Here is a 21,461-nt window from a genome sequence, read left to right on the forward strand (position 1 = left end):
CTATTCAAAAACCAAAATAACAGCGAGCCCGCAGTATTTCAAAAAGATAACCGTTACCCTTTTTCGCCCTTATCATTATGCTGGTACCGACGAAAAAATGGTCTAAAACGTGATCAATTTAACACCTTGCCGATTGACCGTAAAGAAAGTTGCGCTACATACAAAGTGTAGCACCGTTCTGTACGTGTAAATTCCTTAATACGGCTGTGGCTGACGAGAACTCCCGCCCTGTCCCTCTCTTCTTCATCACCGTAAAACTGCCATCCCAGAGTCAACAATGTTAGGATGGTTAGCGATTGATAATGACGGTAACAAGCATGTTAGACAATGTTTTGAGAATTGCCACACGCCAAAGCCCTCTTGCGCTCTGGCAGGCACATTATGTTAAGCAGCGCCTGGAAGCCTGCCACAGCGGCTTGCGCGTCGAGCTGGTGCCCATGGTCACGCGCGGCGATGTGATCCTTGATACGCCGCTGGCGAAAGTGGGCGGCAAAGGCTTGTTTGTCAAAGAACTGGAACTGGCATTGCTTGAGAACCGCGCCGATATCGCCGTGCATTCGATGAAAGACGTGCCCGTCGAGTTCCCGGAAGGGCTGGGGCTGGTGACCATTTGCGAGCGCGAGGATCCGCGCGATGCGTTTGTCTCTAACCAGTTTGACTCGCTAGATGCGTTGCCCAAAGGCAGCGTGGTTGGCACGTCCAGTTTACGCCGCCAGTGTCAGTTGGCTGAACGCCGTCCGGATCTGATCATACGCTCGCTGCGCGGTAACGTTGGCACGCGTCTGGGCAAGCTGGATAACGGCGATTACGATGCCATTATCCTCGCGGTAGCAGGACTTAAGCGTCTGGGGCTGGAGTCACGCATTCGCGTCGCGTTGCCACCGGAGCTCTCTTTGCCGGCCGTGGGACAGGGCGCTGTAGGTATTGAGTGCCGTCTGGATGACAGGCGTACCCGTGAACTGCTTGCGCCGCTGAATCATGACGAGACGGCCATTCGCGTCAAAGCCGAGCGTGCGATGAATACCCGCCTTGAAGGGGGGTGCCAGGTGCCGATTGGCAGCTATGCTGAATTAATTAACGGTGAACTGTGGCTGCGTGCGCTGGTTGGCGCGCCGGACGGTTCGCAGATGGTACGCGGTGAGCGCCGCGGTAAACCGCAAGATGCTGAGCAGCTTGGCGTTTCGCTGGCGGAAGAGTTACTGGATAACGGTGCCCGCGAGATTCTGGCTGACGTTTACGATGGAGAGCCCCCTGCATGAGTATTCTCGTCACCCGCCCTTCTCCCGCAGGAGAGCAGTTAGTGAGCCGTCTGCGCGCACTGGGGCAGGTGGCCTGGAGTTTTCCGCTTATTGAATTCTCCCCGGGTCGGGAGCTGTCCGCGCTCGCCGACCATATGAATACCCTTCAGGAAGGCGACCTGCTGTTTGCCTTGTCGCAACATGCCGTGGAATTTGCCCATGCGCAGCTACAACAGCAGGGACTGAACTGGCCTACCGCGCCACGCTATTTCGCGATTGGCCGTTCCACCGCCCTGGCGCTGCATACCGTAAGTGGAGCAGACGTACGTTACCCGTTAGATCGGGAAACCAGCGAAGTCTTGCTACAATTACCTGAATTACAAACCCTAATCGGAAAACGTGCGCTGATTTTACGCGGTAACGGCGGACGCGAACTGTTAGGCGAAACGCTGCGTGAACGCGGAGCTGACGTCACGTTTTGCGAATGTTATCAACGCTGTGCAAAACATTACGATGGTGCACAAGAGGCGATGCGCTGGCATACGCGCGGCATTACAACGCTGGTGGTGACCAGCGGCGAAATGCTGCAGCAACTCTGGTCGCTGGTGCCGCTTTGGTATCGTGAAAACTGGTTACTCCACTGTCGGCTTTTGGTCGTCAGTGAGCGTCTGGCGAACCTCGCCCGGGAACTGGGCTGGCAAGATATTCGGATCGCTGATAACGCCGACAACGATGCGCTGCTGCGCGCATTACAATAACTCTCATAATGGGATGCCATAATGACGGAACACGACAAATCCTCCGCCGTGGTTGAAGAGACCAGGGAGACTGTGGACATGACGCCACAGTCAGAAACGACTGAGAAAACCGTTGAGAAGAAAAACGGCAGCAACAAGACCAGCCTCGCGCTGAGCGCGATTGCCATCGCCATTGCGCTGGCAGCAGGCGTCAGCCTCTACGGCCTGGTGAAACAGCAAAGCACCAATCAGACGGCAACCAGCGACGCGCTGGTTAATCAGCTCGCCGCGCTGCAAAAAGCGCAGGAGACACAAAAAACCGAGCTGGAAGGCGTCATCAAACAGCAGGCTGCCGCGCTTGCCGATGCGAACAGCAAACAGGAAGAGCTAACCAAACAGCTGGACGAAGTACAGCAAAAAGTGGCCACCATTTCCGGTACCGATGCCAAAACCTGGCTGCTTTCTCAGGCTGATTTTCTGGTGAAACTGGCCGGGCGTAAGCTCTGGAGCGATCAGGATGTCACCACCGCCGCCGCTCTGCTGAAAAGCGCAGATGCGAGTCTGGCGGACATGAACGATCCAAGCCTCATCACCGCACGTCGCGCCATTACCGAAGACATCGCCAGCCTCTCCGCCGTTTCTCAGGTGGATTATGACGGCATCATCCTCAAGGTAAATCAGCTCTCGAACCAGATTGATAACCTGCAACTGGCAGATAACAACGACGACGATTCTCCCATGGATTCCGACGGCACCGAGCTGTCCAGCTCCCTGAGCGAGTGGCGTGTAAACCTGCAAAAAAGCTGGCAGAACTTTATGGACAGCTTCATCACCATTCGTCGCCGTGATGAAACCGCCGTGCCGCTGTTAGCGCCGAACCAGGATATCTACCTGCGTGAGAACATTCGTTCCCGTCTGCTGGTCGCGGCCCAGGCCGTGCCACGTCATCAGGAAGAGACCTACAAACAGGCGCTGGATAACGTCTCCACATGGGTACGTGCTTACTACGATACCGATGATGCCACCACCACGGCGTTCCTCGATGACATCGACAAACTGAGTCAGCAGAACATCACCATGAACGTGCCGGATAAACTGGCCAGCCAGCCGATTCTGGAAAAGCTGATGCAAACGCGCGTACGTAACCTGCTGGCACAGCCGGGCGTTCCGGCTGCGCAGACGGGTGAACCTGCACCAACCGCCGCGCCCGCGCCTGAAAGCGCCCCACAAGGAGAGTAACGATGCTTAAAGTACTCTTACTCTTTATCCTGCTGATCGCCGGGATCGTCCTTGGGCCGATGCTTGCCGGTCACCAGGGATACGTGTTGATCCAGACCGACAATTACAACATCGAAACCAGCGTAACGGGTCTGGTGATCATTCTGATCCTGGGCGTTGTGGTGCTGCTGGCGCTGGAGTGGATCCTGCGCCGTATTTTCCGCACCGGTGCCCATACCCGTGGCTGGTTCGTTGGCCGCAAGCGCCGTCGCGCCCGTAAGCAGACCGAGCAGGCGCTGATTAAGCTCGCCGAGGGCGACTATCAGCAGGTGGAAAAGCTGATGTCCAAAAACGCCGATCACGCCGAACAACCCGTCGTGAACTATCTGTTGGCTGCTGAAGCAGCTCAACAGCGTGGTGACGAGGCCCGTGCCAATCAGCATCTGGAGCGCGCGTCGGAGATGGCGTCCGACAACCAGATCCCGGTTGAGATCACTCGCGTTCGCCTGCAGCTGGCACGTAATGAAAACCATGCGGCGCGCCACGGCGTTGACCGTCTGCTGGAAATCACTCCTCGCCACCCTGAAGTGCTGCGCCTTGCCGAGCAAGCCTATATCCGTACCGGTGCATGGGGTTCACTGCTGGACATTATTCCTTCGATGGCGAAAGCCGACGTGGGTGATGATGAACATCGTGACGAACTCCAGCGCATGGCGTGGATTGGTTTGATGGATCAGGCGCGTGCCGATCTGGGTAGCGATGGTCTGAAAACCTGGTGGAAGAATCAGAGCCGCAAAACACGTCAGCAGGTTCCTCTGCAGGTGGCAATGGCGGAACACCTGATTGAATGTGACGATCATGACACGGCTCAGGAGATCCTCCTCGACGGTCTGAAACGCCAGTACGACGATCGTCTGGTCATGGTGATCCCGCGTCTGAAAACCAACAACCCTGAGCAAATCGAAAAAGTGCTGCGTCAACAGATCAAAACCGTTGGCGATCGTCCGCTGCTCTGGAGCACGCTGGGCCAGTCGCTGATGAAACACGGTGAATGGCAGGAGGCGAGCCTCGCCTTCCGTGCGGCGTTAAAACAGCGCCCGGATGCGTTTGACTACGCGTGGCTTGCCGATACGCTCGACAAACAGCATAAACCGGAAGAAGCTGCCGCCATGCGGCGCGACGGTCTGCTTTTGACATTGCAGAATAACGGAAATCAGCAATAATCGTTAAGGAGGCCGGACGGCCTCCTTTTTTACGCACCCTTTTTGCATATCCATCAGGAAACGTTCCGGCCAATGTAACGATCTCTTTTCATTAACCTTTTTACACACACGCGCATCAGCCGCGTGGACTAAATCGTTTTTGAAAGGAAATCGTCATGAACTCGCTTTTGTATGCGCTTGTTGAAGCGCTGCGCTGTCATCGCTGGCTGCGTTTGCTGGCCTGCGCCTTTATTTTTACGTCGTTGGGAAATGGGTTAACTCAGGTTGTTGTCTTCGGTTTACTTTTAGACTGGTCGGCACCAGCCACTCTGCTTACGCTCGCCTTTCTTTTTGCAACGGTGCCTGGTTTTATCGGCAGCATCATCAGCGAAAAACTGTGCGCACACTATTCTCCCGTCTCTTTGTTGATCCTGTCAGAGGGGTTGGGCTTACTCGCCCTGTTATTCCCACTGCTGGGTATTCATTATCACAGTATTTCAGCGCTGCTTGCTGTGCAATCCACCGAAGCCCTGTTGAATGGGATGAGCTGGCCGGCCCTAACGTTGCTCTTTAAACGCGGACTCAGTAAAGCAGAGCTTCCTGCAGCAACCTGTCTTGAAAACGTGATTTTTGCGGCTCAGGTACTGCTCGGTACCGGACTGGGCGTAGTACTTTTCCAGCGAATATCGGTGATGACATTGCTGGCAATCGATGCTGCCAGCTTTCTGGGGTCAATGTTTATGCTGTGGCTGGCTGGAAGGACATTTACTGCGCAAGCACGCTCTTTATCCCCAGACGAAGGCTCCCCGGTTATGCTGCGGTGGCATGCGCTGACCCTCCGGCAAAAACGCAGTTTACTCATTTTGCCCGTTCTGGCAGCCGTCGGTTCACCCGCCATGGCGCTTTTACCGGCGCTAGCGCAGCAGATCCAACCGGAGGATGCTGCGGCTCTCGCCTTACCGCTTCTCTTTGCCAGGAGTATGGGGCAGCTTTGCGGCCCTATACTCCTGAAGAGAGACAGCCTGCCGCGGCTCACTGCGCACACACCATTGTTAATGCTCTGCCTTAGCCTCTTTTTAGCGGCTTACGGTGTGATCCCGTTTTTATCTGGTTGGATGGTGTGTGCACTGGGGATGATTTTTATTGCGCATCTGGCATCAAACGTTGTTTTCGCGGTGGGAACATATGGTGTGCTCAGCAACTTTCACTCTACGCAGACTGCTTCAGCGAGTGGAAAAGTCTGGCGCTGGCAAACGCTCAGTGCCTCTTTGTTCACCGGTATTGCAGCGGCATTAACCGCCGCGTTAGAGGCACTACAGGCAATGTATATTGTCTCTGCGGGTGCGCTGCTTCTGGCAGCCCTGGTCATGTTTCGTTACCGTGAATAAGGCATAAAAAAACGCCTGCTTTAAAAGCAGGCGTTAAAACAGGTCTGTAAGACAACATATTTGGTGCTTCACTCAACGTTATGCCCATGGTGTCTGATGAGGCCGAAGCGACATCTGTCAGTGGACGATAAGCACCGTAAATGGCTCTGCATCATTCCTGAGTTTATGAGGCACGAAGGCGAACATAAGAGATGGAATGAGCATCTACACGTATATTATTGCACGTTACATGCCAACGTTACACGAACAAATTTTACATCGCGCAACATTTTAAGATAAAAGGAATTTCTGCTGCTAAGACCCGTCTGACGCACCATAAGATATCGGTAAAAGCGCAGAAGTGTCGTCAGAAAGAGACAGTTAAGACGCTGATGCAATATTATTTTAGTTTTCAATTAATTAAGTGTCGCTGGTTCGCGACAACAGGAAACGCGTATGTCGGGGAATGGATACAGAAGTGAAAAGCCGCAGAAAACAAAAAACCCCGCCGAAGCGGGGTTCAAAATTGGTCGGCGAGAGAGGATTCGAACCTCCGACCCACTGGTCCCAAACCAGTTGCGCTACCAAGCTGCGCTACTCGCCGATGTACTGCTTTTTGAATTTTTAGTTCAATTCATTAAAGTCGTGGTGCGAGGGGGGGGACTTGAACCCCCACGTCCGTAAGAACACTAACACCTGAAGCTAGCGCGTCTACCAATTCCGCCACCTTCGCAATTCACAACTCTTCAATAATGGGGTGGCTAATGGGATTCGAACCCACGACAACTGGAATCACAATCCAGGGCTCTACCAACTGAGCTATAGCCACCACTGTATTCTTTCACGCGGTACTGACTACTTCTCAGACCACCGCAGCTCTAGCGCCGGGACTAAAATGGCGCGCCCGACAGGATTCGAACCTGAGACCTCTGCCTCCGGAGGGCAGCGCTCTATCCAGCTGAGCTACGGGCGCTTAGCGCCGTTGCGGGGCTGGATATTACGTACCTCCGACCCCGCTGTCTAGTGCTTTTTTGAAAAAAATGCGCGTTTGGTTATGGTTTGCACATTTTGCCGCTTATTCCTCCACTTTCTGCGTGGTGGCGCGGCGCCCCAGCCCAAATAGCTTATAGGCTGCAGTGACTGCCGCCAGGAAGATCATCCCGACAAACAGCGACATGCGGGTATCATCATTAAAGTACATCCCGATTAATACGCAAATCAGGAACGCCATCGTCAAATAGTTCGCATACGGGAACAGAATCGAGCGGAACGGATGGCTGGCAATCGCCTGTTTATGCGCATGGCGGAAACGCAGCTGGCTAATCAGAATAACGAACCACGGCACCATCCCCGGCAGCACGCTGGCGCTGTAGACATAAACAAATACGCGCTGCGGGTTTGGAATAATGTAGTTCAGGCATGAGCCAATCAGCAGGATGGCAATCGACACCGCCACACCCGCAACAGGCACACCCGCGCGGGACACTTTACTCATTGCCGCAGGCAACTGGTTGTTCTTCGAAAGCGCATAGAGCATACGACCACAGCTGTACATTCCGCTGTTACAGCCAGACAACGCCGCGGTCAGGACGACAAAGTTGATGATACCTGCTGCCGCCGTAATACCTATCTTAGCGAATGTTAAGACAAACGGGCTGCCTGTCGTGCCGATCTCATTCCACGGGAAGATGGTCACGATAACGAAGATCGCCCCCACATAGAAAATCAGGATACGCCACAGCACCTTACCCACCGCACTACGCAGCGTGACCTGCGGGTTCTTCGCTTCACCGGCTGTAATACCGATAAGCTCAACGCCCTGATAGGACGCGACAACGATACACAGCGCCGTCAGGAAGCCTTTCCAGCCACCAGCGAAGAAGCCGCCGTGTTCGGTCAGGTTACCGAAGCCAATCGCGTGACCACCGTTGCCAAAGCCGAAGAAGATGACGCCGAGTCCAACCACAATCATCACGATGATGGTGGTGACTTTAATCATCGCAAACCAGAACTCGATTTCACCATAAAGGCGAACGGCTGCCAGGTTTGCCATTGCCACCAGCCCCACAGCAATCAGCGCCGGTATCCACTGGACCATATCCGGGAACCAGAACTGCACATACACCCCGATTGCGGTAATCTCCGAGATACCCACCGCCATCCACATAAACCAGTATGACCAGGCCGTCAGGTAGCCGAAGAACGGGCTCATGTAGCGGTGCGCATAGACGGCGAAAGAGCCGGTCACTGGCTCCAGGAAGAGCATTTCGCCCATCGAACGCATGATGAAGAAAACGAACAGGCCAGCAATAATATATGCCAGCAGAACGGATGGCCCGGCCCATTTGAGCGTGCTTGCAGAGCCCATAAACAGGCCCACACCAATAGTGCCGCCCAGCGCTATCAGTTCAATATGACGAGCTTCCAGCCCACGCTGTAGCTCCGGTTTTTTCTCTGCCATAGATCCTCGGTTGTGTTTGCTGTTTCCCGGCTTAATACCAGGTATTGTTTTTTAGGGGTACTAAAATACGGAGCGAATGGTTTCTTAAATTCTGCAAAATGGCAAACAATGCATTAAAAAAATAAATGCATTGCACAGTTTCGCAGCAGTTTTGCAGGGGAGTTGCAGCGCGAACAGCATATCGCGCTACATTTTGATTACATTTTCCCGGTGTAGTGCCAGGCGAGATAACGCAGCAGACGGAGCTGGCGTTTAATACGTGTTGGTTGCGACAGCAGGCGGTACAGCCACTCCAGTCCCAGGTTTTGCCATACCTTCGGCGCACGTTTTACATGGCCAGTGAAGACGTCATAGGTCCCGCCGACGCCCATATAGAGGGCATCCGGGCAAACCAGACGGCAATCACGCATCAAAATTTCCTGGCGCGGTGAGCCCATCGCCACGGTGACAATTTTCGCCCCGCTGTCGCGCACGCGGTCAAAAAGCGCCTGCCGATCCTCTGGTTTAAAATAGCCGTCCTGGCTACCCACAATATTAACATTCCACTGACGCCGCAGTTTCTGCTCGGTCTGCGCCAGGACCTCAGGCTTACCGCCAATAAGAAATACGGGCGTGCCTTCTGCCCCTGCACGTGCCATCAGCTGTTCCCAGAGATCGGCCCCCGCGACGCGTGAAACATTAGCACCAGGAAACTTTTTGCGGATCGAGCGTACCACGCTGATACCGTCCGCGTATTTAAACTCGGCGGCGTCTATCAAACTTCTGACTTCAGCGTTATCTTCTACCGCCAGCATCTTCTCCGCATTGATGGCGACCAGCGTACCGGATTTCATCTGGCCACCCGCAAAGAGAAAATCCAGCGCGTGTTGCATATCGCGCCAGCCAATAAGCTGCAGGCCACGCAGCGCGTAGCGCGGTGCAGAGGTTGTGTCGGTCATGACTATCCTTACTCAGACTTGCGACAGCGTTCTGCTGCCCTGTGGCTCGCGCTTATGCACAAGCCCTGCACTGTCAAACAACCAGTACAGCAGTTTGGCCAGCAGCAGGCAGACGCCGAAAACGACCATGAAGAAAACCACGCGCGAGACGAAGGAATCCAGCCCCTCGCGCGCCAGAACGATCATATTGAAAATGGCACCAAAGCAGAAACTGTGCAAAATGGCGGCCTTGTAGCGATTGGTCTCTTCGTTGCCGAGCACATAGAGCCAGTCAAACCATTTGATAATCAGCCCTACCACAACCGCGCCCGGCAGAATAAACCAGCTTCCGCCCATGACCACCAGCGAACCAATCAGCGTAGGGGAAATGGCCAGACCTGAATGGTTGTTCAGCACTTCCCAGGTGAAGTAGTTCGCTGTGTTGAGCACGGCACCCGGGCGGTCAGGCCACAGCCACGACGGGATAAACACATAGAAGTCACGCACAATGGGCGCCAGCCCCTGGAAATCGATTTTGTCGTAGTTTTGCAGCAGTAAAGCGAGGTTTTCCCACGGCGAGAAGGTGTCGCGCGTGAGATACAGGAAGGTGTAAAACGCTTCGTCACCGGCCACGTTCAGTCCATAGCGCTTAAGGGCCAGCCAGAACATCCCCACAATGCCAAACACGCCCGCTGCCGCCAGCATCCACAGGGAGATCCATCCGCGAATGATGCCGATAAACAGGAAAATCGCAAAGGCGATAATAATGTTGGCGCGCGTCCCACCCACAATCATGTAGGTCAGGAAACCAAAGGCGACCGTGCTCACCAGGAAGAAGAGCCAGGCCTTACTGTCCTGGCGCAGGAAAAAGATCACCAGCATTGCCGGGATGAAGAAATAGAAGAAGCGCTTAAGCGCCACGCCCGAAACTTCGGCAGAAAAAATCTGACTGTAGGAGTGCAGCTTAAACAGCAAAAAGCCGTTATGCATGAAGAAGATCCCCACGCTGACCAGCGCGATGGTCATCAGCATTACCCACGTCAGATGGGTCTCTACCCTGTTCATGGTGAACAGCGGACGACGCGGCGCACTCGCTTTCACCGCACGCAGACGCGTTTTATAGGTGACGTAGTACACCGCATAGAAGCAGGTCGCCGACAAGAGTGCCTGGAGCAGGATTTCCGGCGGCGCGACACTCACGTCAAAACGGAAAACCAGAATACTGGTCAGCGGAAAACCGAAGAAGAAGGTCAAAAGAAACAGTAACGAGAAGAAGACGTTAAAGTTAAAACGCACGCGGCGGAACTCAAACCAGGTCAGAGTGGCGATAAATAGCGTGCTCAGAAGCCATACCACTAACAAGCCGCTGAATTGCAACTGGCTCATGCGTTGTCTCCTGAAGCGATACGCAGCGCACGGTGCCACGGCGTAAGATAGTTCGGGCTAAAGAAATCGATGGTACTTTTATCCACCAGCGCCAGTTGACGCTGAGCTTCGCGTACCACCTCCACGTTCAGGGTATCCGTGGTGAACAGCACCGGAATGTGTTGTTCAGCCATATCCTGCCAGAACGGATTATCGCGATTAAGCACACAGGGAACGCCTGCCTGAATCAGCAGGCACAGCGTGCCAACTCCCTGCTGGCGGGCAAAGATGAAATAGCCGAGATCGCACTGGCGAAGCAGCGCCAGATATTCATCAAATTCCAGCTTATCGCGCAGGATGTTCACATTCTCCGGGCTAAACAATCCCAGGGCCTGCTGGCGAACGTCATTGATGTAAGCATCATTATTGGCCGGATAGCCCATCGGCACAACGACATTCACCGTGTCACCAAACTGCTGATGTACCGCCTTCAGCGCAGCAATATGCTCATTGCTGCGATCGCCAGAGTTACCCACCAGGATCATCAGCTTACCCTCACGCGGCGTATCGTTTGCCATGTTATTCAGCGCCGGGTTCATGCGTGTCGGGAAATAGAGCAACTCACCGCGAACGTTGGGGTGCTGTTTCGCGAAGTAATTGAGATCGCCACGGGTGGCGAAAACACAGCCAACCCGCCCCTGCGCCATACGCCGTAGCGGGTAGAAGAGTCGGAACTTCCAGCCGCGGGAGACTTCATAGAGATCGGCTCCCCAGATATGCCAGCTGCACTGGGAAGGTTTAATCCCGCCGCTCAGGAGAGCCAGCCACAGACCGGTATTAAATTGTCCATGGAAGAAGAAGCGCTGCTCACGATCCGCTTTCGCTTTCGCGACAACCGCCTTCGCCAGGGCGGCTTTATCCGGCCAGAAGGTAAGCGTCAGCGCCGGACACATCTCGCTCAGCCCCCTGTCCTGGCCTGCAACCATAAACTCGCGTGCATCGGGATTGCCCGGGGCCAGCTCATCGTTGAAGAACCGCAAAACGGTCTGGTTATGGTGTGGGATATCCGATCCCAGTATGTGAATCAGTGCAGTCATGCGCGTTTACGCCAAAGTAAAAATACGCCGCAACAGGCAGCGAAATAAACGATATAGGTTGCCATATAGGCCTGAGCCGCCCCCAGTGCACCGTGTGCCGGGATCAGCCAGTGTGAGAACGCCGTCAGGAGCGTAAACTGGCTTATCTCTGCCAGGATATACAAACGCAGCGAGGCTTTCGCAATCACCAGATACCCGAATACGTAAGCGCCTACTTTCAGTACATCCCCCACCAGCTGCCAGGCAAACAGATCGCGCATGGCGATGAATTTCGCCGAAAAGAGCAGCCAGATGGCGACATCGCGCAATAACCACACGGTAAAACTGGCCGCCGCCACGGCGGGAAGCACAAAACGCAGCGAGCGGGTAATCTCGCGGGTAATATCCTGTCGGGAGCTCAGACGCGATAAGGTTGGCAGCAACCAGACGCTAAAGGAAGCCGTTATAAATTGGAGGTAGGCGTCAGAAATGCTGCTTACGCCCTGCCAAATTCCCACCTCATCCCAGCTGTAATGCGCCGCCAGCAGGTTTCGCATCATCACGTAAGCCACTGGCAGCGTTACGGAGGTAATAAGCGCCATCAGGGTAAATTTACCCAGTTGACCCGCAAGCACCTTGTCCCACTGCGGTTTCAGGTAGCTTAAGGGGATAACGCCACGACGCATCAGCATAAACGCCGCCGGAACGACCACTAACGCAGGTACCAGCGCCAGACCCAGCAGCGCGCCTTCATACCCGCCCAGGCGGTAGCAGAAGTAATAGGCGATAACACCTATAACGCTGCCCAGGATCAGCGCAAGCGCGTTCCCGGCAGCATCACGAAACCCTTTCATCAGCGCCAGTAGCAGGTTAGCCCACGCGATCCCCATCTGAACCAGAGCGACCAGACGCACCAGCCCTTCATAATGCGTGTGTCCAAACAGCCCCTGACTAATGGGGGCCGCCGCCAGCAGAAACACCGCGGCCAGCAGAGTAGAGAAACCTAACACCATCGCCGACGATGTGCCGACGACTTTGCGCAGCTGCGCTGCGTCATCCTGATGCTGTGCAACGTATTTCGTAACGCCGTTGAAGATCCCGGCGCCGGCCAATACCCCAAGGACGGTGACAAGCTGGCGGAAATTGCCCGCCAGACCCACCCCAGAAGGGCCGAATGAGACGGCCAACAGCTTGACGACCAGCAGCCCGGCGCCAATTTTGACAAGCGTGGACGCGGCGGTCCACACCGATGCTTTTGCCAGAGACATATCAGCCGAAATAGCTCAGAAGGGTATTAATCACCGTACGCTGGTTAACCGGCGCGAGGTTGTAGAACAGTGGCAAGCGAAGCAAACGCTCACTTTCTTTCGTGGTATAGCGGTCTTCACCCGCGAATGTCCCGAACGCTTCACCGGCCGGGCTGGAGTGCAGCGGAATGTAGTGGAACACCGCCATAATCTCAGCCTCTTTCAGCCAGGCAATCAGCTTGCTGCGATCGTCGTTATCGCGCAGTTTGATGTAGAACATATGGGCATTGTGGACGCAGTCTGCCGGAATGGTCGGCAGCGCAATACGCCCGGCTTTTGCCAGCGGTGCCAGCGCGTCGTAATAGGTCTGCCACAGGGACAAACGCTGCAGGTTAATGCGCTCTGCCGCCTCCAGCTGTGCCCACAGATACGCCGCCTGCAGATCCGCCATCAGATAGCTTGAGCCAATATCGCGCCAGGTATACTTATCAACCTGGCCACGGAAGAACTGGCTGCGGTTGGTGCCTTTTTCGCGGATCACTTCCGCACGCTCAACCAGCGCGCGGTCGTTAATCAGCGTCGCGCCGCCTTCACCACCTGCGGTATAGTTTTTGGTTTCGTGGAAGCTAAAGCAGCCGATATGGCCGATGGTGCCGAGCGCGCGTCCTTTGTAGGTGGACATCACGCCCTGAGCGGCATCTTCCACCACAAACAGGTTATGCTTTTTCGCGATCGCCATAATGGTGTCCATTTCACAGGCCACGCCCGCGTAATGGACCGGAACAATCGCCCGCGTTTTATCAGTTATCGCCGCTTCAATCAGCGTTTCATCGATATTCATGGTGTCCGGACGAATATCCACAAAGACGATTTTCGCCCCGCGTAACACAAACGCGTTCGCCGTGGAGACGAAGGTGTAGCTCGGCATAATCACTTCATCACCGGGCTGAATATCAAGCAACAGCGCAGCCATTTCCAGCGACGCCGTACAGGAAGGGGTCAGCAGCACTTTAGCGCTGTGAAAACGCTGTTCCATCCACTGCTGGCAGCGACGGGTAAACCCACCATCACCGCAGAGTTTGCCGCTGCCCATAGCAGACTGCATATAGTCGAGTTCGGTTCCCACGACGGGTGGTGCGTTAAATGGAATCATCTTGTCACCTGTATAACCAGTAGGCGGTGGCGTCGATGTTGGCACCACTCGCAATATAACGTTTAAGCGCAGCGGTGTTGCCCATCTGGGTTGCCACCCGCAGCGTCGAGACCTGTTGCTGCTGCGCCCAGTGTAGCGCCGCCTGCATGAGTTTCTCGCCCATACCCCGGCCGGCTAATAAGCCGATACGCGCCTCGCGCTCGTTGAGCTTGCGAAGCGAAACAAAAGCCTGAATTTGGCCGTCCGCCGCGCGGAACACCAGACAAACATGATCGAACGTCCCTTTTACCGCATTCTCAATCCACTGGGCATAGAAACGTCCGCTGTCCTCAGGTGCATACCAGGGGGCACGAAAGCGGCTGCGGGCAAACGCCTGCGCCGCCATTTCGCGCAGCACCGGGATATCCTGCTTAGCGGCAACCTCCGCACCTGGCGCCTCATGCCGGGTTAGCGTAATGGCAAGATCCACTTCGCCTTCCACCAGCTGAAAACCGTGTTGCTGAAGCGCATCAAGCAGGTCGGTGCGGTCCGCCGGGATCTTCGCCTGTACCCGCTGCCAGACGCGAAAGTCGGCGTCAGTCAGTGCCGGTGCAGTTTCGCGCAGACGCAGAATGGCTGAAGGCAGGCCAAAAAAATGGCTCTCCCACTCAAGGGACTCAAGCATCCCGTTCAGGTTGCTCAACGCCAGACACCTTTGGTATCAACAATGTAACGCTGCTGTACGGCATCAGCGGGGGTCGCTTTAAACTCTTTATGATCCACCAGCAGCACCAGTACGTCCGCCGTGGCCAGCGCGTCATCCAGCGCGGTAAGCGTGCAGTGCCCCGCCAGTTTTGCCGGCAGTTCATGAATATTCGGCTCGACCACCAGCGTTTCGCCCGTGTGCCATTGGGCAATCATCTCAGCAATTTCCATCGCCGGGCTTTCGCGCAGATCGTCGATGTTAGGTTTGAATGCCAGGCCAAAACAGGCAATTTTCAGTTCGCTGGCCCGTTTGCCACTCTCAGCCAGACAATCTGCCACCGTGGTTTTAACCTGGTTGAGAACCCAGTGTGGCTTGCTGTCGTTAACTTCGCGCGCGGTGCGGATCAGGCGTGCCTGATCGGGGTTTTGCGCCACGATAAACCATGGATCGACGGCGATACAGTGACCGCCCACGCCCGGGCCTGGCTGCAGAATGTTAACGCGCGGATGACGATTCGCCAGGCTGATTAATTCCCAGACGTTAATCCCCTGATCGGCACAAATGAGCGACAGTTCGTTGGCAAAAGCGATGTTCACGTCGCGGAAGCTGTTTTCCGTCAGTTTGCACATTTCTGCGGTACGGGAGTTCGTCACCACGCATTCGCCTTCGAGGAAAATCTTGTACAGCACGCTGGCACGAGCGGAACAAACAGGCGTCATCCCGCCAATCACGCGGTCGTTTTTAATCAGTTCGACCATCACCTGCCCCGGCAGCACGCGCTCCGGACAGTAGGCGATATTGATATCGGCCTGCTCTCCCGCCTGCTGCGGGAAGCTTAAATCCGGCCGGGCTTCTGCCAGCCACTGTGCCATCTGCTCGGTTGCGCCAACCGGAGAAGTGGACTCCAGGATCACCAGCGCCCCTTTCTTGAGCACAGGTGCAATAGATTTCGCAGCAGCCTCGACGTAGACCATGTCGGGTTCATGGTCGCCTTTGAATGGCGTCGGCACAGCAATGAGATAAGCATCGGCTTCAACCGGCGTGGTACTGGCGCGCAGGTATCCCCCATCAACGGCCTCTTTGACCACGCGGTCGAGATCGGGCTCCACAATATGGATTTCGCCACGGTTAATGGTTTCCACCGCGCGCGCATTGATATCCACGCCTACAACCTGTTTTTGACGAGAGGCAAATGCTGCCGCAGTAGGCAAGCCAATGTAGCCAAGACCAATGACAGAGATGGTAGTAAAACTCATAGCGATACCCGATTGTGTTTAAGTGCATGCAAAATACGGCCACAAGCCAGCCCATCACCGTACGGGTTATGGGCCCGGCTCATCGCCTGATACGCTTCTTCGTCGTGCAGCAGGTGTGTCACTTCATCGACGATACGCTGCTTATCCGTGCCGACCAGACGCACCGTGCCCGCTTTTACCGCCTCCGGGCGCTCGGTGGTTTCACGCATTACCAGCACCGGCTTGCCGAGTGAAGGTGCTTCTTCCTGAATACCGCCTGAATCAGTGAGGATCAGCCAGGCATGATTCATAAGCCAGACAAACGGCATGTAGTCCTGCGGCTCAATCAGAAGGACATTTTCAACATGCCCCAGAATGCGGTTGACCGGTTCGCTGACGTTAGGGTTGAGATGCACCGGATAGACAATCTGCACATCTTCGTTTTGCGCGGCGATTTCAGCCAGCGCATGACAGATTTGCTCGAAACCCCGGCCAAAGCTTTCACGACGGTGGCCGGTGACCAGAATGGTTTTTTTGCCGTTGTTCAGGAACGGGTAGCGCGCAGCGAGTTCTGCCTGAAGTTCGTTGTTAGCAAGCACACGGTCACGCACCCAAATCAGGGCATCAATAACCGTATTGCCGGTCACAAAGATTTTATTGTCGGCGATATTTTCACACAGCAAGTTCTGGCGCGAATTTTCGGTGGGTGCAAAGTGGTACATCGCCAGATGTCCGGTAAGCGTGCGGTTGGCTTCTTCCGGCCACGGCGAATAAAGGTTGCCGGTGCGCAGGCCCGCTTCAACGTGGCCGACAGGAATACGTTGATAAAACGCAGCCATGCTGGCCGCCACAGTAGTGGTGGTGTCGCCATGCACCAGCACAACATCAGGCTTAAAGGATTCCAGAATGGGCTTAAGCTCTTGCAAGATACGGCAGGTAATCTCCGTTAATCCCTGCCCCGGCTTCATAATATTCAGATCGTAGTCCGGGACGATGGAAAAGAGCGTTAAAACCTGATCGAGCATCTCCCGGTGTTGCGCCGTAACGCACACTTTCGCTTCAATATCAGGATCGCTGGCCAGCGCATGCACCAGAGGCGCCATCTTGATGGCCTCCGGCCTGGTACCAAATACGGTAAGTACTTTCACATCGATTCTCTTCGATTAGGCGATGAAGGCCGTGGCCTTCATCGTCAATGGCGTTCTTAATTTGTGCGACGACGTGTTAACGCCACGCCAGCGCCCGTCAGTGCGCCTACAATCCCCCACATGATCATCAGGAATGCACGACGTGGGCTATCGCGTTTTACAGGTTCTTCAGGCGTTCGCAAATAACGATAGGTCTGAAAACGCGGGTCCAGCGTTGGACCTACATTCAGGGTGTTAAGCATGGCGCGGTTTTGATCGTAGTCGAGGTCAAAATCAGGGCCAACGGCCTGCAGGTTTTCCAGACGAGCCTGCAGCATTGGACGACCAAGCAGGAACATTTCAGAATCAGGCAGTTCATCCGCCGGAACGTCCGTTTCGCTGCGAGAAATATTGTGCTGTTCCGCAATTTTGAGTGCCTGTTCAATGTTATGAACACGGCGGGAGAATATGGCTTTAGCCACCTCTTCCTGACGTTTTACCTGCGCTTTCATCTGGATGGTACGGGCCGCCCAGGCGCCTTTGAGTTCTTCATTAAGATGACTTGCGGCGCGCTGGCTGGCAAAAGCGACATACTGGCGCAACAGGTTATTGGCATCCGGCGCCGTCTCTGCAATCAGTTTGACGCTGTCATTAACATTACGCAGCGCATCGCCCGGCATAAACTGAATGTTGTTAATCAGGTCATCCAGCAGCGCGGCATCGGCTTTGCTGTTGCCCACCATGCGTTGCTTGTAATAATCCGTCTGGCTCCAGAAATCACGACGCGTGTCCCAGGAGGCCAGTTGCATGACAAACTCTTTATACGCCTCATCCATGACGGAAGCCTGATCGGGCGTCGCCAGATTTGCCTTGATATCCAGGTTGCGCAGGAACTGCTGCTGGGAATAGTATCCCCCCAACATGTTAACAGTGGGTTTGTCAGTTATCGCCGTTGCACTCCATTCCTGTTTTGCAAAAAAGGTATACGCGAGTGCAATTAACGCGAAGCCCAGTGCAATGCCTGCAATCCACAGTTTCCCAGCCCATAAAGTGCGAAACAAGCCACGTATATCCAGCTCATTCTCGGTCATCTCTGATTTTGCTCCCACCAACGGTTGAGTCATCACAATCCCAGTTTATTTAGTTAAAGTTGGATTATTACCACTATTTCGACGCATCCTGCGTTTTACACGCTTAATGAAACGAGCGACTTTCCATGCGCGTTTAATGCAATAGCCATACAGAGAAAACGCTAGCAAGAACAGTACCAACATAACCCACTCAGGTACAAACTGTACGTATTCTGCTGCCACACCAATTCCCGCCAGAATAGCAGCAGCCAGTGTAATAAGCACAAATGCCTGACGGGAAGTGAACCCGGCTCGCATGATTAAATGATGAATATGCTGGCGGTCAGCGGAGAACGGGCTCATCCCTTTACGCAATCGGCGATACATAATCGCAACCATATCCATCAATGGGATGGCAATGATCCATAACGCGGTTACCGGGCTAATGGGATGGACTTTACCTTGTGTGGTTTCCAGCAAGATCCAGATGATTGTAAAGCCGATCAGAGTGCTACCGGCATCACCCATAAACACTTTGTATCGGCGGCCTAACGCTCCCAGATTTAATAAGATATAAGGAAGGATGGCCGCGATCATGGCAAAACACCACATGGCCAGGCTGTATTGACCGTCAAACCATAAAATGAAACCGATAGCAGCAAATGAGACGCAGGACAATCCACCGAGCAAGCCATCTATGCCGTCCACCATGTTGAATGCGTTTATTGCAACCCATACAGCAAATAGTGTCAGGAAATAGCCAAACGGGCCCAGTAACATCTCCCACGACCCAAAAATATAGCCGAGGCTGCTTAGATGAAGCTTTGCGAACACCATCATAGCAATACCGACCGCGGCCTGAACGATAGCGCGAATTTTGACACTGATGTCGTAACGATCGTCGAGCGCCCCAACCAAAACCAACACCGTCGCACACATCAGGTACAACTTAACATGCGGAACATAGTAGTCAGCAATGGTGAAGGTGAAGCAAAGGCCAGCAAAAACAGAGATTCCCCCTACAAGAGGGATCATCCCCTGATGGCGCTTCCGGAAGTTGGGTTTATCCACTAACCCCAGATATTTCGCCACCTTACGTGCAAAAAACAGAAAGCAGGTGGTGAATAAAAAAATACTGGTAAGTTCAGTAAACGTATCAAGTAGGTCCACAATGGATGTTCTCAACAAATGTTAGTCGCGGAAGTATAACCATGAAGGCGCAAAGCCTGAAGGCATAAAGCAAACCTCTAACAACCCCATTTGTTTATTATTCAGACAATTAATGTTTTTACTGTGCCAATAGTCTTAATTGTCGCACCGACCGGTCAAAATTGGGAGTGTGTGGTAATAGCGTATAGTCCATAAAAGAAAAACGCCACGTAAAAACGTGGCGTTCACTGGCTTTATTTGCGTTACGAGCGCTTCATCATGTCGAAGAAATCGTCGTTGGTTTTGGTCATCGCCAGTTTGTTAATGAGGAATTCCATTGCGTCGATTTCACCCATTGGGTGGATAATTTTGCGCAGGATCCACATTTTCTGCAGCTCTTCCTGAGTGGTGAGCAGCTCTTCCTTACGGGTACCGGAACGGTTGTAGTCGATAGCCGGGAAGACACGTTTTTCTGCAATCTTACGAGAGAGGTGCAGTTCCATGTTACCTGTCCCTTTAAACTCTTCGTAGATCACTTCGTCCATTTTGGAGCCGGTATCGATAAGAGCCGTCGCGATGATGGTCAGGCTACCGCCCTCTTCCACATTACGTGCAGCACCGAAGAAGCGCTTCGGACGATGCAGGGCGTTGGCATCCACACCACCAGTCAGTACTTTACCGGAAGCCGGAACCACGGTGTTGTAGGCACGCGCCAGACGGGTAATGGAGTCGAGCAGAATGATAACGTCTTTCTTGTGCTCAACCAGGCGTTTCGCCTTCTCAATAACCATTTCCGCAACCTGAACGTGACGGGATGCCGGTTCGTCAAAGGTCGACGCCACAACTTCACCTTTCACCAGACGCTGCATCTCGGTCACTTCTTCCGGACGTTCGTCAATCAGCAGTACCATCAGCACACAGTCAGGGTGGTTGTAGGCAATGCTCTGCGCGATGTTCTGCAGCAGCATGGTTTTACCCGCTTTTGGCGGTGCCACAATCAGACCACGTTGACCACGACCAATTGGCGAAGCCAGATCCAGCACGCGCGCGGTTAAGTCTTCGGTAGAACCGTTACCACGCTCCATACGCAGACGAGAGTTCGCATGCAGCGGCGTTAAGTTCTCGAAGAGGATCTTATTACGCGAGTTTTCCGGTTTGTCGTAGTTAACTTCGTTAACTTTCAACAGCGCAAAGTAGCGTTCACCCTCTTTTGGAGGACGAATCTTACCTGAAATGGTGTCACCAGTGCGGAGGTTGAAACGGCGGATTTGGCTGGGGGATACGTAGATGTCGTCAGGGCCGGCGAGGTAGGAGCTGTCTGCAGAGCGGAGGAAACCAAATCCGTCTTGCAATATCTCCAGCACACCGTCGCCAAAGATATCTTCGCCACTCTTAGCGTGCTGCTTCAGGATGGCGAAAATGATGTCCTGCTTGCGCATACGAGCCTGGTTTTCCAGTCCCATATTTTCGCCGAGAGTGATCAGCTCAGAAACCGGCGTATTCTTTAATTCGGTAAGATTCATAATGGTGTGGGTTCTTAAACTCGGGGTGATTCTCGAACTTAATGTTGTGAATGGTATGGCAGGGTCATCCATGCCTGTTTAGCGGCCATCAACTCATGTCTGTTCGCTGTCTGGTCACAGGGAAAGAACGCAGATCTGAAACGACAAGACGGATTGAGTGACAAGCCCGGAATTTAGCCACTTCACGCACTGTTTATGTTAACAACGGGAAGTTTCGGGTAAAACAAGATTCAAACAACAAGATATGTTTAAAACGAAGTCATAGCTAACTTAGCACGACTTAAGCCGGGCGTCCAGAGTTGCACATCATTTTGGCCTCTGGACGCGCAGCGGAGAAACCTTACGCCAGGTTAGCGTCGAGGAACTCTTTCAGTTGACCTTTGGACAGTGCGCCCACTTTGGTCGCCGCCACTTCGCCGTTTTTAAACAGCAGCAGGGTCGGGATGCCACGGATGCCGTATTTTGGCGCGGTACCCGGGTTCTGGTCGATGTTCAGCTTGGCAACGGTCAGTTTGCCCTGATATTCGTCAGCGATCTCATCCAGAATCGGGGCGATCATTTTGCAAGGACCACACCATTCAGCCCAGAAATCGACGAGGGTCAGCCCGTCAGCCTTAAGTACGTCCGTGTCAAAACTGTCGTCAGTCAGGTGAATAATTTTATCGCTCATATATAACTCCACAGGAATAAG

18 protein-coding genes and 4 tRNA genes are annotated in these 21,461 nt (G+C 54.0%); 5 read left to right on the forward strand and 17 right to left on the reverse strand.

Annotated elements, in window-relative coordinates:
* Window positions 1-317: 317 nt before the first annotated feature.
* From hemC to AX755_RS09355, 5 genes are all read left to right on the forward strand, one after another.
* Complete coding sequence (hemC, locus tag AX755_RS09335; RefSeq protein ID WP_032618596.1) at window positions 318-1,259, forward strand: hydroxymethylbilane synthase; 942 nt, start codon at window positions 318-320, stop codon at window positions 1,257-1,259.
* The gene (gene hemD, locus AX755_RS09340; RefSeq protein WP_029883127.1) at window positions 1,256-1,996 is read left to right on the forward strand and encodes a uroporphyrinogen-III synthase; all 741 of its coding nucleotides are present in this window, start codon (window positions 1,256-1,258) and stop codon (window positions 1,994-1,996) included. Before hemC ends, hemD begins: the two co-directional genes overlap by 4 nt.
* A 21-nt stretch (window positions 1,997-2,017) precedes the next feature.
* Entirely contained in the window at window positions 2,018-3,214 is a 1,197-nt protein-coding gene (gene hemX / locus AX755_RS09345) for a uroporphyrinogen-III C-methyltransferase (RefSeq protein WP_062856639.1), read from the forward strand.
* A gap of 2 nt (window positions 3,215-3,216) precedes the next feature.
* A complete protein-coding gene (gene hemY / locus AX755_RS09350; RefSeq protein WP_014833715.1) occupies window positions 3,217-4,416 on the forward strand; it encodes a protoheme IX biogenesis protein HemY in 1,200 nt (399 codons plus the stop codon).
* Window positions 4,417-4,571: 155 nt separating this feature from the next.
* Complete coding sequence (locus AX755_RS09355; RefSeq protein WP_058680743.1) at window positions 4,572-5,783, forward strand: hypothetical protein; 1,212 nt, start codon at window positions 4,572-4,574, stop codon at window positions 5,781-5,783.
* A gap of 506 nt (window positions 5,784-6,289) precedes the next feature.
* On the opposite strand, the gene AX755_RS09360 is transcribed toward AX755_RS09355, so the two are convergent.
* The 17 genes from AX755_RS09360 to trxA all read right to left on the reverse strand — a co-directional run bounded on the left by AX755_RS09360 (window position 6,290) and on the right by trxA (window position 21,440).
* Window positions 6,290-6,366, reverse strand: a tRNA-Pro gene (locus AX755_RS09360).
* A 42-nt stretch (window positions 6,367-6,408) separates the two neighbouring features.
* Window positions 6,409-6,495 (reverse strand) — tRNA-Leu (locus AX755_RS09365).
* 20 nt (window positions 6,496-6,515) lie between these two features.
* Window positions 6,516-6,591 (reverse strand) — tRNA-His (locus AX755_RS09370).
* 67 nt (window positions 6,592-6,658) lie between these two features.
* Window positions 6,659-6,735: transfer RNA gene (locus tag AX755_RS09375), tRNA-Arg, on the reverse strand.
* 102 nt (window positions 6,736-6,837) lie between these two features.
* Window positions 6,838-8,223, reverse strand: a complete 1,386-nt coding sequence (gene thrP, locus AX755_RS09380) for a bifunctional threonine/serine APC transporter ThrP (protein ID WP_023619875.1) — start codon at window positions 8,221-8,223, stop codon at window positions 6,838-6,840.
* A 197-nt stretch (window positions 8,224-8,420) separates the two neighbouring features.
* Window positions 8,421-9,161 carry a lipopolysaccharide N-acetylmannosaminouronosyltransferase gene (wecG, locus tag AX755_RS09385; RefSeq protein WP_023619874.1) on the reverse strand — a complete coding sequence of 247 codons (741 nt, stop codon included), beginning with the start codon at window positions 9,159-9,161 and terminating at the stop codon, window positions 8,421-8,423.
* Between the two features lie 12 nt (window positions 9,162-9,173).
* Window positions 9,174-10,526: an ECA oligosaccharide polymerase gene (gene wzyE, locus AX755_RS09390; protein ID WP_014833719.1), complete on the reverse strand. Its 1,353-nt coding sequence runs from the start codon at window positions 10,524-10,526 to the stop codon at window positions 9,174-9,176.
* The gene (locus tag AX755_RS09395; protein ID WP_062856640.1) at window positions 10,523-11,602 is read right to left on the reverse strand and encodes a TDP-N-acetylfucosamine:lipid II N-acetylfucosaminyltransferase; all 1,080 of its coding nucleotides are present in this window, start codon (window positions 11,600-11,602) and stop codon (window positions 10,523-10,525) included. Before AX755_RS09395 ends, wzyE begins: the two co-directional genes overlap by 4 nt.
* The gene (gene wzxE / locus AX755_RS09400) at window positions 11,599-12,849 is read right to left on the reverse strand and encodes a lipid III flippase WzxE (RefSeq protein ID WP_013099272.1); all 1,251 of its coding nucleotides are present in this window, start codon (window positions 12,847-12,849) and stop codon (window positions 11,599-11,601) included. The genes AX755_RS09395 and wzxE overlap by 4 nt, the downstream gene beginning before the upstream one ends.
* A gap of 1 nt (window position 12,850) precedes the next feature.
* The gene (rffA, locus tag AX755_RS09405) at window positions 12,851-13,981 is read right to left on the reverse strand and encodes a dTDP-4-amino-4,6-dideoxygalactose transaminase (RefSeq protein WP_014833721.1); all 1,131 of its coding nucleotides are present in this window, start codon (window positions 13,979-13,981) and stop codon (window positions 12,851-12,853) included.
* A 4-nt stretch (window positions 13,982-13,985) separates the two neighbouring features.
* Window positions 13,986-14,663 (reverse strand): dTDP-4-amino-4,6-dideoxy-D-galactose acyltransferase, encoded by a 678-nt coding sequence (gene rffC, locus AX755_RS09410; RefSeq protein WP_062856641.1) that lies wholly within the window; start codon window positions 14,661-14,663, stop codon window positions 13,986-13,988.
* Window positions 14,660-15,922, reverse strand: a complete 1,263-nt coding sequence (gene wecC, locus AX755_RS09415; RefSeq protein ID WP_062856642.1) for a UDP-N-acetyl-D-mannosamine dehydrogenase — start codon at window positions 15,920-15,922, stop codon at window positions 14,660-14,662. Before wecC ends, rffC begins: the two co-directional genes overlap by 4 nt.
* Window positions 15,919-17,049: a non-hydrolyzing UDP-N-acetylglucosamine 2-epimerase gene (gene wecB, locus AX755_RS09420; protein ID WP_038985275.1), complete on the reverse strand. Its 1,131-nt coding sequence runs from the start codon at window positions 17,047-17,049 to the stop codon at window positions 15,919-15,921. Before wecB ends, wecC begins: the two co-directional genes overlap by 4 nt.
* Window positions 17,050-17,105: 56 nt before the next feature.
* Complete coding sequence (wzzE, locus tag AX755_RS09425; protein ID WP_062856643.1) at window positions 17,106-18,152, reverse strand: ECA polysaccharide chain length modulation protein; 1,047 nt, start codon at window positions 18,150-18,152, stop codon at window positions 17,106-17,108.
* 12 nt (window positions 18,153-18,164) lie between these two features.
* Window positions 18,165-19,268, reverse strand: coding sequence for a UDP-N-acetylglucosamine--undecaprenyl-phosphate N-acetylglucosaminephosphotransferase (wecA, locus tag AX755_RS09430; RefSeq protein WP_058678773.1), 1,104 nt, complete (start codon window positions 19,266-19,268; stop codon window positions 18,165-18,167).
* A gap of 242 nt (window positions 19,269-19,510) precedes the next feature.
* Window positions 19,511-20,770: a transcription termination factor Rho gene (gene rho / locus AX755_RS09435; protein ID WP_001054528.1), complete on the reverse strand. Its 1,260-nt coding sequence runs from the start codon at window positions 20,768-20,770 to the stop codon at window positions 19,511-19,513.
* 340 nt (window positions 20,771-21,110) lie between these two features.
* Window positions 21,111-21,440 (reverse strand): thioredoxin TrxA, encoded by a 330-nt coding sequence (gene trxA, locus AX755_RS09440; RefSeq protein WP_004386384.1) that lies wholly within the window; start codon window positions 21,438-21,440, stop codon window positions 21,111-21,113.
* Window positions 21,441-21,461: the final 21 nt, after the last annotated feature.

The organism is Enterobacter sp. SENG-6 (genome assembly GCF_001605945.1).
GTDB classification, from domain to species: Bacteria; Pseudomonadota; Gammaproteobacteria; order Enterobacterales; family Enterobacteriaceae; genus Enterobacter; species Enterobacter cloacae.

Excerpts from the sequence above, each read along its gene's own strand:
- hemC (WP_032618596.1), top strand. The coding sequence starts at position 318 with ATGTTAGACAATGTTTTGAGAATTGCCACACGCCAAAGCCCTCTTGCG.
- hemD (WP_029883127.1), top strand. The coding sequence starts at position 1,256 with ATGAGTATTCTCGTCACCCGCCCTTCTCCCGCAGGAGAGCAGTTAGTG.
- hemX (WP_062856639.1), top strand. The coding sequence starts at position 2,018 with ATGACGGAACACGACAAATCCTCCGCCGTGGTTGAAGAGACCAGGGAG.
- hemY (WP_014833715.1), top strand. The coding sequence starts at position 3,217 with ATGCTTAAAGTACTCTTACTCTTTATCCTGCTGATCGCCGGGATCGTC.
- AX755_RS09355 (WP_058680743.1), top strand. The coding sequence starts at position 4,572 with ATGAACTCGCTTTTGTATGCGCTTGTTGAAGCGCTGCGCTGTCATCGC.
- thrP (WP_023619875.1), bottom strand. The coding sequence starts at position 8,223 with ATGGCAGAGAAAAAACCGGAGCTACAGCGTGGGCTGGAAGCTCGTCAT.
- wecG (WP_023619874.1), bottom strand. The coding sequence starts at position 9,161 with ATGACCGACACAACCTCTGCACCGCGCTACGCGCTGCGTGGCCTGCAG.
- wzyE (WP_014833719.1), bottom strand. The coding sequence starts at position 10,526 with ATGAGCCAGTTGCAATTCAGCGGCTTGTTAGTGGTATGGCTTCTGAGC.
- AX755_RS09395 (WP_062856640.1), bottom strand. The coding sequence starts at position 11,602 with ATGACTGCACTGATTCACATACTGGGATCGGATATCCCACACCATAAC.
- wzxE (WP_013099272.1), bottom strand. The coding sequence starts at position 12,849 with ATGTCTCTGGCAAAAGCATCGGTGTGGACCGCCGCGTCCACGCTTGTC.
- rffA (WP_014833721.1), bottom strand. The coding sequence starts at position 13,981 with ATGATTCCATTTAACGCACCACCCGTCGTGGGAACCGAACTCGACTAT.
- wecC (WP_062856642.1), bottom strand. The coding sequence starts at position 15,922 with ATGAGTTTTACTACCATCTCTGTCATTGGTCTTGGCTACATTGGCTTG.
- wzzE (WP_062856643.1), bottom strand. The coding sequence starts at position 18,152 with ATGACTCAACCGTTGGTGGGAGCAAAATCAGAGATGACCGAGAATGAG.
- rho (WP_001054528.1), bottom strand. The coding sequence starts at position 20,770 with ATGAATCTTACCGAATTAAAGAATACGCCGGTTTCTGAGCTGATCACT.
- trxA (WP_004386384.1), bottom strand. The coding sequence starts at position 21,440 with ATGAGCGATAAAATTATTCACCTGACTGACGACAGTTTTGACACGGAC.